Genomic DNA, 14,130 nt, shown 5'->3' with positions numbered 1-14,130 from the left:
TAATGTATCAAAAATTTGAATGTTTCATGCCCCCTTTTCAGGACAATCGAACCATTCATGTGTATATGCCGGATACAAATAAGCGGTATCCGGTTTTATACATGTTTGATGGTCACAATTTATTCTTTGACCAAGATGCCACGTATGGCCGATCTTGGCGATGGGGAGATAATCTAGAACGTTTACATAGAGAATGTATTGTTGTGGGTCAAGAATGTTCACATCATAACAATGATCGTTTAAGTGAATATGGCCCCTATCCTTTTTATGCTCCTGGCATCGATCAATCCTTTGATGGCTGGGGTGATAAGACCATGGAGTTCTTTACCCAAACTTTAAAACCTTTGATTGATAAAGAATATCCAACCCTTCCCAACCGTAAAAATACATGGATTGGTGGTTCCAGTTGTGGCGGTTTGATGGCTTACTATGCAGGTATGAAATATAGTGCTATCTACTCGAAAGCTGTTTGTGTTTCACCTTATTTTCTGCCAACGATCAATCAGCTGTATCGGGATACACAAAACACAAAAATTAGAAAATCCACTGATTTTTATTTTTCTTGGGGGGCCAAAGAAATGGGAGCCCATGGCTTTGTGGAAGAAACCAAGGATATTCTTGATTTAGCGACTTTATTAAGTCAAAGAGGCCATCGTATTACTTTCAATGTAAAACCGGATGGAGAACATTGTGAAAGGGACTGGGAAGCCGAAATCCCAGCAATTTGTGAATTCTTATGGACCGATCCGTCAAAGTAAAAAAGCTAGAAGCAACTTCTGGTCGTACGATTGCTATCAGTGACATTCATGGAAACTATGATCGTTATCTTGCATTATTAAAAAAGATTCATTATAGGCCAAATCAAGATCGATTGATTTTAGTGGGTGATTTTATTGAAAAAGGGCCAAAAAATTTGTTACTTTTGCGCTATATCATGCATCAAGCAGAAACGGAAGATGTCCATGTATTGATGGGTAATTGCGATTTTACATGCAAAAATGTCTTGTATTCCTATCGCTTGGAATTTTTACGCTATATTTTATTGATGCGTAAAGCAAGTGTCATGCATGAAATGGAAGCCGAAATTCATTATACATTTGATGAAAATGTAGACATGGCTGATTATTGTCAAATGATGCGTAAATATTTTCTAAAGGAATTAAGTTTTGTGAATGATCTTCCTCATGTGATTGAAACACCCGATACCATCTATGTTCATGCAGCTTTGGTTGATCCAGAACATTATGGATCGGATTTTAAGGAAGTCATCAATCAATCTTTCTTTTTAAAACGGAATATTTATTTTCCCAAACGTGTAGTTGTGGGACATATGCCAGTGACGGAATATTGCCATCGTATTGCAAATTTTGATCCAATCTATGATTCAAAAATGAATGTCTATAGTATCGATGGTGGCAATATTGTAAAAAAACAATCGGGTCAATTGAATGCATTGATATTTGATGGACATACCATTCAAACGGAATCCATTGATGAATTACCTGAAGTACAAGTCATAAAAGATGTAGAACCGGGTACCCAATTGCCCATTTTTGTAACTTGGAATGAAGGAAAAGTGGATATCTTACAGAAAACATCAACGCATTCCTTGGTATATAATTCCTATTTAAAACGAAAATTCTGGGTCCCCAATGTATTTATTCAACATGGCAAAGCCAATGAATATACAACCTATGAAATGCCATTAAAAAAAGGCGATACCGTAAAATTGGTATGCACCTATGATGATAAAGCACAAATTAAAAAAAATGGAATCCTTGGTTGGACATATAAAACCAATCTACATTTGTAGATTGGCTATTTTTTTAATTTGATTTTTGCGGTTTCCTTTAATACTTCACATAAATCATTGATATCTTGCTGTGTTGTGGTAAATCCAGTGACCAAGCGAATGATATATTGTCCTTCCCATTCATCCCAAATGTCAAAATCCACTCGTTCGGATAAATATTCAAATTGTTCATTTGTTAGAATTGGGAACACTTGATTGGTGTAAGCTTTCATCAATAAAGGATAGCCTAAATTATGCAAAGCATTTTGTAGTTGAATCGATAATTCATCCTCATGTTTGGCCAATTGATAGAATGTATCATCTTGAAATAAGACTTGAAACTGTAAGCCAATCAGCCAAGATTTTGCCATGATGGCACCCGTTTGTTTCATCACAAAAGGAAAACCATCTTCTAGTTCTGGATTTGTGATAACGATTGCAGAACCAAATAAGCCACCATTTTTGGAAATACCAATGGTAAAGATATCACACAACTTTGCGATATCATTCAAGGTATATCCAACACCAGACATCAAAGTAACGCCAAGTCTTTCCCCATCTAATATTAAATATAGACCTAATTCTTTGCATTTATCATGGATAGCATGAAGTTCATCTTCTGAATAAATTGTTCCCATTTCGGTTGCATTCGAAATAAAAACAGCTTTTGGATAGACCATCATGCCATATCCTAACATATGTTGATTGAATGTTTTTTCAATAGCTGCCGGCGTAATCTTCCCATCATTATCATCGACGATAATAACTTTATGTCCAGTTGCTTCGATTGCACCCGCTTCTCTTGTCGCAATATGTGCTGTTTTACAAGCAATCACAGCTTCATATGGTTTTAAGATAGCCTTAAAAATCGTGGCATTCGCAATTGTACCTCCACTGACAAAATGAACATCAATATGCACATCGGGCATTTTTGATTGCAGGACATCTTTGGCTTTTTGACATTCTACATCTTGGCCATGTGGCATATATATATTGGAATTGTTAGCCTCTAATGCTTTCATTATTTCAGGAATACATCCAACTTGATAATCATTTCTAAAATATAACATGGTGATTTCCTCCTTTCATCATATCTCTAGTATAACATAGAAAAACGGCTATATTTCATATAGCCGTAAAATTTAGACATTTACATGGGCATTATGTTTACGCCAAATATGCATTTTTTCTGCTTCCTCGATCAATTGTTGACGGAAATCCGGATGTGCAATGGAAATCAATCCTTCCGCACGTTCCCAAGTACTCTTTCCTTTTAAATTGACCATACCATATTCTGTTACGACATAGTGTGTATTGGCACGTGTATCGGTAACAGCAGATCCTGGATGTAAAACAGGTAAAATACGAGAGAATGTCTGTCCTTTTTTATTGGTAAATGTACTTGAACAACAAATAAATGATTTACCACCTTTTGATAAGTAAGCACCTAATACGAAGTCTAATTGTCCACCGGCACCGCTAATCTGACGAATACCAGAACTTTCGGCACTGACTTGACCAAATAAATCGATATCGACCGTATTATTGATGGAAATGAAATTATCAATTTGAGAAATAGTACGTGGATCATTGGTGTAATCAACCGGAGCCATCATACATTCTGGATTGTCATTTAAATAATCATACATTTCCTTACTACCTTGTCCAAAGGCATAGACTTGACGGCCTGGATCCAAATTCTTCTTTGATCCATCAATCTTGCCGGCCTTAGCCATATCGACAAAAGAATCTACATACATTTCTGTATGTACGCCCAAGTGTTTCAAGTCTGATTTAGCAATCAAGGCACCAACTGCATTTGGCATACCACCAATACCAAGCTGTAAACAAGCGCCATCGGGAATCTCGTTAACGATCAATTCAGCTACTTTTTGATCCACTTCCGATGGCTCTCCACCTTTTGGAATGGTTTCCAAAGGAGCATTGTCACTTTCAACGATCATATCAACATTGGAAATGTGAACACCCGTTCCCCATCCGCCTAAGCAACGAGGCATATTTGTATTGACTTCTACAATTACTTTATCAGCTCGCTTTAGGATCGCATATTGATGGGATGCGTTGGGTCCAAAGTTGAAATAACCAAATTGATCCATTGGTGCAACACGGAACATGGCAACTTGGATATCATCGATTTCATATAAACAATAACTTGGTAATTCCGAGTAACGAATAGGACTATAATAGGCGATATCTTCTGTACATGCTTTTCTTTCAATGCCTGACATGTGCCAAGAGTTCCAACAGAAATGAGCCGGTGCATCTTCAATATCGAAGATAGCAGGTCGCTTCAATAAAATGGCACCACGGATCTTGACATCTTCTAGTTGAGGCATACGTTTAGCCAAGGCTTTATCCAATGTATCAACAATACCAAGACCAAATCCATAATCGATCCAGTCTCCACTATGAATACATTGAACGGCTTCATCTGCCGTTGTTAATTTAGCGGCGTATTCAGCTGCAAAATCCATATGTATCGCCATCCTTATTTATTCTTGAATTCTTTGTCTTTTACACGATTGACAAAGCATTCCATTCCATATTTTTGATCTTCTGTCTTGAAGCATTCAGAGAATTCAGATACTTCCAATTTAACAGCATCATCAATATTCTTTTGAAGACCTTCATTGATAGCTTTCTTCGAATGTGCAACAGCAATAGGTGCATTGGCAGCAATACGATTCGCTAATTTCATAGCCGTTGCCATTAAATCTTCTTGTGCCACTACATCGTTAACCAAACCAATTTCTTTGGCTTTATCCGCTTTGATATTACGAGCTGTATAAATCATTTCTTTAGCAATTCCTGCAGGAACCAAACGAGCTAAACGTTGTGTACCACCAAATCCTGGTGTAATTCCTAGACCTACTTCTGGTTGACTGAATACAGCATTTTCACTAGCTAAACGAATATCGCAAGCCATTGATAATTCGCATCCACCACCAAGTGCATATCCATTTACTGCAGCGATGACTGGACAATGTAATTGTTCAATACGACGGAAGATGCTGTTTCCATATGCACTGTATTCAGCGGCTTCTTCTACAGTTTTGTCTTTCATTTCAACAATGTCAGCACCAGCAACAAAGCTCTTTGTTCCAGCTCCGGTGATAATAACTGCATATGTATCCATATCATCTTCTACAGTTTTTACAGCTTGTTCTAAATCTTTTAATACAGCTGTTGCTAAAGCATTTAAAGCTTTTGGACGATTGATCGTAATAATCGATACATGACCTTGCTTTTCAAATAAAACGTTTTCCATTGTTTATATATCCTTTCTAAAAAAGAGGTGGAATGTATGTCCCACCTCGATCAATCCTACAACTAGTTATATTTGTAGAATCCTTCTCCAGTTTTACGTCCTAATTTACCAGCACGAACCATCTTTCTTAATAATGTACATGCACGATATTTAGAATCGCCTGTTTCGTTGTAAAGAACATCCATAACATCCAATACAATATCCAAACCAATTAAATCACCTAATTCAAGTGGTCCCATTGGATGGTTAGCACCCAACTTCATGGCTGTATCGATGTCTTTCGCACTAGCAACACCTTCTTGTAATACGAATACACCTTCGTTGATCATAGGGACTAAAATACGGTTTACAACAAAACCAGGTGCTTCATTTACTTCAACTGGTGTCTTACCAATTTGCTCAGATAATTCTTTAACAGCTTGTACGGTTTCGTCTTTTGTAGCACCACCACGGATAACTTCGATCAATTTCATACGATCAGCTGGGTTAAAGAAGTGCATACCAATTACTTCATGTTTAACACCATTAGCGATTTCAGTAATTGATAAACTAGAAGTATTTGAGCAGAAGATTGTAGAATCTTTACAAATACCATCTAATGTTTTGAATAAATCTTGTTTTACTTTAACTTGTTCCAAGACAGCTTCAACAACAAAATCAACATCTGCTAATCCAGAATAATCAGATTCACCAGCAGTTAAGTTTGCTTTGATTGAATTAGCAGCATCTTCAGCAATTTTGCCACGAGAAACTAATTTATCTAATTTAGCACCAATTTTATTGATACCATTTTGTGCCCATTCGATTTTAATATCACATACTGTGACTTGATTACCAGCAGCAGCAAAGGCTTGAGCAATGCCTTGACCCATTGTACCGGCACCAATTACACCAATTTTACTCATGTATTTTAATCTCCTTTACTCTGATTTTGCGTCTTTGATTGATTGTACTAACAAAGGAAGAACTTTGTTTACATCACCAACAAATCCCATGTTAGAAATTGTAAAGATTTCAGCTTGAGGATCACGGTTGATAGAGATGATCAAGTCAGATTTGTCCATACCTGCACAGTGTTGAACGGCACCAGAGATACCGCAAGCAAGATACAAAGAAGGACGTACAGTCTTACCTGTTTGACCAACTTGACGATCTTTGTCCATGTATCCATCTTCAACAACGGCACGTGTACAACATACAACACCACCTAATTCATCAGCAACTTGTTGAACTAAATCCAAGCAGTTTTCTGCACCACGACCAGCACCAACTAAGATGTCAGCTTTTGTGATATCTACATCAGATTTAACTTTTTCGATTACCTTTTCAACAAATACTTGTGGTTCAGTTGTTGTCCAAGTTGGTTTGAATTCATCAACTTCACCTTGACGAGATTCGTCAACTGGAGCCAATTCAAAGACTTTTGGGCGAATTGTAGCCATTTGTGGACGAGTATCTTTACATACGATTGTACCAAATAAGTTACCACCGAATGTTGGACGAGTAACGTCTAACAAAGATTCGCCTGTTTCTTTCGCATATTCAACATCTACTTCAATCTTCGTAGCATCAGCAGTCAAACCAACATTTAAACGAGCGGCAACACGTGGTGCTAAGTCACGTCCTAATGGAGTGGCACCTGTTAACATTGCATCTGGTTTGTAAGTATTGACAACTTGTGTTAATGCATCAGCATAGAATTGAGTTGAATAATCTTTCAATAGAGGATCATCAACAACGATTACCTTATCAGCACCATGTGCAATTACTTCTTGTGCTTTTTCTTTTACATTTTCTCCAAGCAATACACCAACTACTTTGTATCCGAATTCAGGAATAGAAGCAACTAGTTTTCTTGCTTCTGAAATAAGTTCATAACTTACTTCAGCTACATTTCCGTTTTCTTGTTCAACGAAAACGAAGACATCTTTGTATTCTTCAAATCGAGCCATTCTGTTTCTTCCCTCCTACTTCGTAATGATTTGCTTTTCTTTCAAAGTTTTAGCAATCATATCTGCAGTTTCCTGCTCTGATAATGTAAATGTTTCAGTCTTATCGGAAACATCCTTTGTGAATGTTGTCTTAACAGATGTAGGTGAACCCTTGAAACCAACACGGTTAGGATCTACACCTAAGTCTGCATTTGTCAATGTTTCAATTTTGTTTTCTTTGCATAAGTCAACGATATTGTCACATTGCATATAACGAGGTGTATTCATTTCAGATAATGTTGTGATAACGCAAGGTAATTTAACCTTAACGATTTGTTCAACATCTTCCAATGATTTTTTAACTGTAATTGTTTCATCATTTACATCGATGATTTCATCAACATAAGTAACTTGAGGGATTCCTAAACGTTCAGCTGTTTGAGGTCCAACCTGAGCTGTATCACCATCAATAGCTTGACGACCAGCGATAACTAGGTCAAATCCAACTTTTTTCAAAGCAGCAGCTAAGGCAATACTTGTAGCACATGTATCAGATCCACCTAATACACGGTCTGTTAATAAGACACCTTTATCAGCACCCATAGCTACACCTTGTTTCAACATATCGGCAGCCTTTGGCAATCCCATTGTCATTACAACAACTTCAGTGTCAGGGTTTTTATCTTTAATTTCCAATGCAGCTTCCAAACCAGCTAAATCATCTGGGTTAGTGATTGCAGGAACGCCATCACGAACCAATGCACCAGTCTTTTTATCAACTGTGATTTCTGTTGAATCGGGAACTTGTTTTTCTAGAACAACGATTTTCATATGAGTCTTCAATCCTTTCTTATCGTAACATTGATCCTGAAATTACCATTCTTTGTACTTCAGAAGTACCTTCATAGATTTCAGTGATCTTAGCATCTCTGAACATTCTTTCAACTGGCAAGTCACGAGTATATCCATAACCACCTAATAATTGGATAGCTTTTGTTGTAACTTCCATAGCAGTTTCTGATGCGAATAATTTAGCTTCAGCAGCTAATACTGTATAAGGTTGACCAGTTTCTTTAGCCATAGCAGCTTTGTAAACCATCAAACGAGCAGCATCAACTTTTGTTTGCATATCTGCCAATTGGAATTGAGTGTTTTGGAAACGAGCAATAGGACGTCCAAATTGTTTACGTTGTTTTACATAAGGAACGGCTTCATCAATAGCACCTTGAGCCAATCCAACAGCTTGAGCGGCGATACCAATACGACCACCATCCAATGTCTTCATAGCAACTTTAAATCCTTGTCCTTCTTTTCCTAACAAGTTTTCCTTTGGTACTTTAACATTGTTGAAGATCAACTCACGAGTAGCTGAACCACGAATACCTAATTTCTTTTCATGAAGACCGAATGTGAATCCTTCCCATCCTTTTTCAACGATGAAAGCAGAAATACCATGATTTCCTTTGGTTTTATCTGTCATAGCGAAGATGATATAAACATCAGCTTCTCCAGCGTTCGTGATAAAGATCTTAGTACCATTCAAGATATAATGATCACCATCTAAAACAGCTGTTGTTTGTTGACCAGCTGCATCTGTACCGGCATTAGGTTCTGTTAAACCGAAAGCGGCAATTTTCTTACCTGTGCAAAGGTCAGTTAAATATTTTGCTTTTTGTTCATCTGTACCAAAAGCAGCGATTGGCCAAGTACCCAATGAAGTATGAGCACTTAATACAGTAGATGTTGTACAGCATTTCTTAGCTAATTCTTCAACAGCTAAGATATAGCTTAAATAATCAGCACCTGCTCCTCCATATTCACGAGGGTATGGGATTCCCAACATCTTTGCTTGACGCATAGCTTCTACGTTTTCTTTAGGGAATCTTTCTTGTTCGTCTACATCCGCTGCGTTATCTTTAACGACAGTTTCAGCAACTTCTCTGAACAACGTTTGCATCATTTGTTGTTGTTCTGTTAAATTGAAATCCATAAATTTAAAGTTCTCCTTTCCTTATTGTTCAACTTCAAATTTGGTATGAAACCCATTCATACGATGTAATTGTACCGATAATATTAGCGGTAGTCAATGACTTTGTGAATTTATTTACAAGTAAAAGAAGATAAGCATTCACCTATCTTCTTTCTGTTTTGATTAGTCGAAATCGCGTGTCCACAAACCGGCCATAGCTGGTCCACCACCAACGCAAAGGCTAGCACAACCAATCTTGGCATCTTGACGAATCATTTCATACAATAACGTAACTGTGATACGCAATGCGGAACATCCAACAGGGTGTCCTAAAGAAATACCTGATCCATTCAAGTTCGTTTTGTTACGATCTACGATATATCCGTAATCTTCTTTCAATTTTCTTTCTACACCAATGAATTGAGCAGCAAACGCTTCGTTTACTTCCCAGTAATCAACATCTTCGAATTTAACACCGGCAGCATCCAAGCACTTTGGAATTGCAACAGCAGGTCCAAGACCCATGTATTTAGGATCTACACCTTTTCCACAGATGTACATCATTTTAGCCATTGGTTTGATACCTAATTCTTTGGCTTTATCCATTGACATAACAATAACAGCAGCGGCAGCATCATTGATACCAGAAGCATTGGCAGCTGTCGTTACACCATCTTTATTGAATACAGGACGCAATTTTGAAATTGTTTCCATGTTGCATCCACGAATCATATGTTCATCTGTATCATGAACGATATCACCTTTTTTACGTGTATGTTCAATAATTGGAATCATTTCATCCTTGAACTTACCTTCATCTGTAGCTTTGCATGCACGTGAATGTGACATAACAGCTAATTCATCACATTCTTCACGAGTGATTCCATATAATTTAGCAACATTATCAGCTGTACATCCCATATGTCCTTGAGATAATTCATCATATAATGCATCATGCAACAATGAATCATACATTTCAGCTTGACCAGCAGCAGGAATACTTCCCATACGATATCCCATACGTGCTTTTGGCAACAAGAATGGAGCTTGTGTCATATTTTCGGCACCAACAACCAAACCAATTTCCGTTTTTCCTAATTGTACATCGTTACATGCAATTTCCAATGCACGCATACCAGATGCACAGTTTTGGTTTACAGTAACCGCGTTACTTTCTTTAGACATACCAATACGCATCGATACTTGACGAGCTGGTAATGAACCTTGCATACCACCGTATACTTGACCCATAACGATCTCATCTACATCCGTTGGTTGAATACCAGCACGTTTGATAGCTTCTTTACCAACTTCGATAGCTAATTCACGGGCAGAAATATTCTTAAATTCACCCAAGAATTTACCAATGGCAGTACGACATGCACTGACAATGACTACATCTTTTGTTTCCATGATTTACCTCCGTATATAATCATTTTACGTGTTTAAAATTACCATAAAAGAATAGCCTTGTCAATATTTTCACAAATTATTTGCGATTTTTTTCACAAATAGATAACCGTTCATTAACGGATTCCCATGTTGGTACCGAAAGAACGCCACCCAGTCCCTCACAAACCATCGCTGCAGCCATATTCGATATGCGAATACAAGAAGGAATATCAAATCCAGAATCCATACCATACGCAAAAGCTCCATGAAAAACATCACCAGCTCCTGTTGTATCCATCACCTTACATGGATAACTTGGATATACTTGATTTTGATAGATACATCCCTTCGATCCTTGTGTCCAAATACTGGAAGGATTTAATGCTACTAGTTGATGATAAGAATGAATATCCAACATATTTGTAAATTGCTGGCTACAAATTAAATAATCCACCTGGTGAATCAAATCCTCTGTTTCTGGCTTATATTTATCGCCATCCAGTATCGTAATGGCAGACGGATAACGCTTCATAGCCTCTTTACACCATTCCACTTCATGACCATCCATTAAGATCACATCGACTTGGTCTGGCCACATAGGCTCCATACTTGATTCCTTTTGAATCGGTACATTTAAAATCGTACGATCTCCCGAAGGAAATACCAAAATATGACTTTGCGAAGTGGTGATAGATGGATCAATCACCATACTAGAAACATCAATATTCACTTCTTGTAAAGTTTTTATGATTTCTTTACCCCATACATCATTCCCAACTCGTGTCATGATGTGTGTATCCGCATGCCATTTTCCACAAACATACATTGCACAAGAAACCGGACCGCCCATACAAGATACACTATGATAAATACGTATTTTTTCATTTTCTGGTATATGATCAACAGGCAAAACCATATCATATACCGATTGTCCAATACCTAATATGCTCATACTTACAATATACAAAAAAATGAGAAATAGCTCAAAGCTATTCCTCACCAATTTCATGTAAGATCTTTTCAATGCGATTTCCCTGTTCCAAACTCTTATCTTGAATAAATACAAGTTCGGGTGTTTTACGAATCTTCAATCGTTTCGAAAGCTCCGTACGAATGTATCCTTTCGAATGATTTAATACGCGCAATCCTGCATCATTTCTTTCTTGTTTACCAAGAAAAGATACATAAATTTTCGCAACCGATAAATCTTTCGAACATTGCACATCCGTCACTGTCACAAATCCTAATTTAGGATTTTTTAAATCAAATTGCAAGATATTGGAAATCTCACGCTGAATGATCATATCTAATCGTTCTCTTTTGAGTGACATAAAAATTATTGTTCAACCTCTTGATCTTCGTACAATTCAAGGATATCGCCCACTTTAATATCATTAAAGTTTTCAATGGTCATACCACATTCATAACCAGTCTGGACTTCTTTAACAGCATCTTTGAAACGTTGTAATGAACCAAGTTTACCGTCATAAATGACAATACCATCACGAATTAAACGAACTTTCGCATCACGTTTCGCAACACCATCTGTCACTTTACATCCAGCAATCGTACCAACTTTTGAAGCTCGATATGTCTCACGTACTTCTGCTTGACCAATCACAACCTCTTCATAAACTGGAGCCAACATACCTTTCATCGCACCTTCTAATTCTTCAAGGGCTTTATAGATGATGTTGTGTAAACGAATTTCAACACCTTCCTCTTCCGCTTTTTTACGAATAGCCGCAGTAGGACGAATGTTGAAACCATAAATAATCGCATTGGAAGCACTGGCTAACATGATATCAGATTCTGAAATGGTACCAACGGTAGAACGAATGACATTGACTTTGACCGTATCAACTTCCAGTTTTTCCATGGATGCTGCCAAAGCTTCGGCAGAACCTTGTACATCGGCTTTAATGATGACATTGATTTCTTTCATATCTTCTTCCGAAATCTTACGAGCTAAATCTTCCAAAGACATGGCACTGGATGCATTCCGTTCTTTTTCAATTTGTTTTTCTTCACGCGTTTGCGCAATGCTTTGTGCTTGTTTGTATGTATCATAAGCCATAAATACATCACTAGCACGAGGGACTTCATTTAGACCAATGATTTCTACTGGCATACTTGGACCAGCTTCTTTGATTTCTTTTCCTTTGTCGTTGGTCATCTTACGAATACGACCATAGGCTGTACCAACAACAACACTATCACCAGCATGTAAAGTACCACGTTGTACCAATAGGGTCGCAACAGGTCCTCGACCTTTATCCAATTTCGCTTCAATAACGGTACCGGAAGCATTGGTATTTGGATTGGCTTTTAATTCTTGCATATCGGCAACCAACAACATGGTCTCCAATAAGTCATGAACACCTTCACCTGTTTTAGCAGATACTTTTTGGAAAATCGTATCGCCACCCCATTCTTCTGGCATAACACCTAGTTCGGCCATTTCACTCATGACACGATCTGGATTACCTCCTGGTTTATCAATTTTATTAACAGCAACGACAATTGGAACACCCGCTGCTCTAGCGTGGTCAACTGCCTCTTTGGTTTGTGGCATAACACCATCATCCGCAGCAACCACAATAATTACGATATCCGTAACTTGGGCTCCACGAGCACGCATAGCGGTAAATGCCTCATGTCCGGGTGTATCTAAGAAAGTAACTTTACGATCACCAACTTGTACCTGATAGGCACCAATATGTTGGGTAATTCCACCAAATTCATCACCTGTTACATTGGTATTTCGAATTGTGTCCAACAATGTGGTTTTACCATGATCGACATGTCCCATGATGGTAACAACCGGAGGACGAGGTACTAACTGTGATTCATCTTCTTCGATATTTTCTAATTGATCTTCGATATCATCTTCTTCAATTACAACTTCTTTATGTGCTTCCACATTAAATTCAGCACAAACCAATTCAATATCATCATCCGATAATACCGTATTGATCGTAGACATATTGCCAAGCAAGAATAAGAACTTAATAATCTCCGAACTATTACGATGCATTAAATTCGCCAATTGGCCAACAGTCAATGGTTGCGAATACGTAATTTCCTTTACTTCTGGTTCTCTTTTTTTACGAACAGTTTGCTTATTGGAATGTTGCGTATTCCGTTTATTGCTCTTGTTGTGCTTATTTGGCTTCTTTTTATGTTGTGGTTTTGCTGCTTTATATGCCATCCACGTCACCGGTCCTTTCTTTCATAAAAGCTTGGGCAAACGAATCGTCAGTAATGCCATACGCATTGATCACCTTCCAAGAAATTTGATCAAATAAAGATGCATCCCATTCTATCAAAGGAATTTGATAAAACGCACACTTATTACGTAATTTCTTTTTTCGATTGTTGCCACAAGTACGATTCATCAAAACAAGACAAACAGTTTGGGATTGAATCGCTGGAATCAATCGATCACCAGATACCGTTTTCCCTGCCTTGATGGCCAATTGTAATAACTGGACTTCTTTATTCATGAACTAACTCCATCAACTCATCATAGATTTCATCAGGAACATGTATTTCTAAGACTTTATCTAATATATGTGTTTTACGTGCCTTTTCAATCGTTTCTTTCCGTTTGGAAACATAGGCCCCGTGCCCATTGCGTTTTCCCGTTGGATCAATCTCCACCGTTTGTTCTGGCGTACGAACGATCCGAATCAATTCGTTTTTAGGAAATCGCTCCTGAGTCACAACACACTTTCGCATAGGAACTTTACGCATA

15 protein-coding genes are annotated in these 14,130 nt (G+C 37.7%); 2 read left to right on the top strand and 13 right to left on the bottom strand.

Translation table 11 applies throughout. The features are described from left to right. The first annotated feature begins 2 nt into the window (after window positions 1–2). Together EDX97_RS03155 and EDX97_RS03150 are read left to right on the top strand one after the other, a co-directional pair. Entirely contained in the window at window positions 3–758 is a 756-nt protein-coding gene (locus EDX97_RS03155; RefSeq protein ID WP_128519735.1) for an alpha/beta hydrolase, read from the top strand. Further along, on the top strand, window positions 737–1,813 hold the full coding sequence (locus EDX97_RS03150) for a metallophosphoesterase (protein WP_128519734.1): 1,077 nt from the start codon (window positions 737–739) through the stop codon (window positions 1,811–1,813). Before EDX97_RS03155 ends, EDX97_RS03150 begins: the two co-directional genes overlap by 22 nt. A 5-nt stretch (window positions 1,814–1,818) precedes the next feature. Here EDX97_RS03150 and EDX97_RS03145 read toward each other — a convergent pair whose 3' ends face one another. The 13 genes from EDX97_RS03145 to rnpM form a co-directional block, all read right to left on the bottom strand. Further along, window positions 1,819–2,862, bottom strand: coding sequence for a threonine aldolase family protein (locus EDX97_RS03145; protein ID WP_128519733.1), 1,044 nt, complete (start codon window positions 2,860–2,862; stop codon window positions 1,819–1,821). Between the two features lie 72 nt (window positions 2,863–2,934). After that, the gene (locus tag EDX97_RS03140) at window positions 2,935–4,287 is read right to left on the bottom strand and encodes a butyryl-CoA:acetate CoA-transferase (protein ID WP_128519732.1); all 1,353 of its coding nucleotides are present in this window, start codon (window positions 4,285–4,287) and stop codon (window positions 2,935–2,937) included. Window positions 4,288–4,301: 14 nt separating this feature from the next. Next, entirely contained in the window at window positions 4,302–5,081 is a 780-nt protein-coding gene (locus EDX97_RS03135) for an enoyl-CoA hydratase-related protein (protein ID WP_128519731.1), read from the bottom strand. A gap of 62 nt (window positions 5,082–5,143) precedes the next feature. Beyond that, window positions 5,144–5,986: a 3-hydroxyacyl-CoA dehydrogenase family protein gene (locus EDX97_RS03130; RefSeq protein WP_128519730.1), complete on the bottom strand. Its 843-nt coding sequence runs from the start codon at window positions 5,984–5,986 to the stop codon at window positions 5,144–5,146. 15 nt (window positions 5,987–6,001) lie between these two features. Then, entirely contained in the window at window positions 6,002–7,033 is a 1,032-nt protein-coding gene (locus EDX97_RS03125) for an electron transfer flavoprotein subunit alpha/FixB family protein (protein WP_128519729.1), read from the bottom strand. Between the two features lie 15 nt (window positions 7,034–7,048). Beyond that, window positions 7,049–7,843 carry an electron transfer flavoprotein subunit beta/FixA family protein gene (locus EDX97_RS03120; protein WP_128519728.1) on the bottom strand — a complete coding sequence of 265 codons (795 nt, stop codon included), beginning with the start codon at window positions 7,841–7,843 and terminating at the stop codon, window positions 7,049–7,051. A 19-nt stretch (window positions 7,844–7,862) separates the two neighbouring features. Further along, a complete protein-coding gene (locus EDX97_RS03115; protein ID WP_128519727.1) occupies window positions 7,863–9,002 on the bottom strand; it encodes an acyl-CoA dehydrogenase in 1,140 nt (379 codons plus the stop codon). 162 nt (window positions 9,003–9,164) lie between these two features. Further along, entirely contained in the window at window positions 9,165–10,394 is a 1,230-nt protein-coding gene (locus EDX97_RS03110; protein ID WP_128519726.1) for a thiolase family protein, read from the bottom strand. A gap of 76 nt (window positions 10,395–10,470) precedes the next feature. After that, a complete protein-coding gene (locus EDX97_RS03105) occupies window positions 10,471–11,325 on the bottom strand; it encodes a carbohydrate kinase family protein (protein WP_183164246.1) in 855 nt (284 codons plus the stop codon). A 37-nt stretch (window positions 11,326–11,362) separates the two neighbouring features. Continuing rightward, a complete protein-coding gene (rbfA, locus tag EDX97_RS03100) occupies window positions 11,363–11,704 on the bottom strand; it encodes a 30S ribosome-binding factor RbfA (protein WP_128519724.1) in 342 nt (113 codons plus the stop codon). A 5-nt stretch (window positions 11,705–11,709) separates the two neighbouring features. After that, window positions 11,710–13,584, bottom strand: coding sequence for a translation initiation factor IF-2 (gene infB / locus EDX97_RS03095; protein WP_128519723.1), 1,875 nt, complete (start codon window positions 13,582–13,584; stop codon window positions 11,710–11,712). Next, window positions 13,574–13,879, bottom strand: coding sequence for a L7Ae/L30e/S12e/Gadd45 family ribosomal protein (locus tag EDX97_RS03090; protein WP_128519722.1), 306 nt, complete (start codon window positions 13,877–13,879; stop codon window positions 13,574–13,576). The genes infB and EDX97_RS03090 overlap by 11 nt, the downstream gene beginning before the upstream one ends. Then, window positions 13,872–14,129 (bottom strand): RNase P modulator RnpM, encoded by a 258-nt coding sequence (gene rnpM, locus EDX97_RS03085; protein ID WP_128519721.1) that lies wholly within the window; start codon window positions 14,127–14,129, stop codon window positions 13,872–13,874. Before rnpM ends, EDX97_RS03090 begins: the two co-directional genes overlap by 8 nt. Window position 14,130 lies beyond the last annotated feature (1 nt).

Origin of the sequence: Absicoccus porci, assembly GCF_003725415.1 — a bacterium.
GTDB classification, from domain to species: Bacteria; Bacillota_I; Bacilli_A; order Erysipelotrichales; family Erysipelotrichaceae; genus Absicoccus; species Absicoccus porci.
Note: the sequence above shows the minus strand (reverse complement) of the source record. Positions and strands in the feature narration are given on the sequence as shown.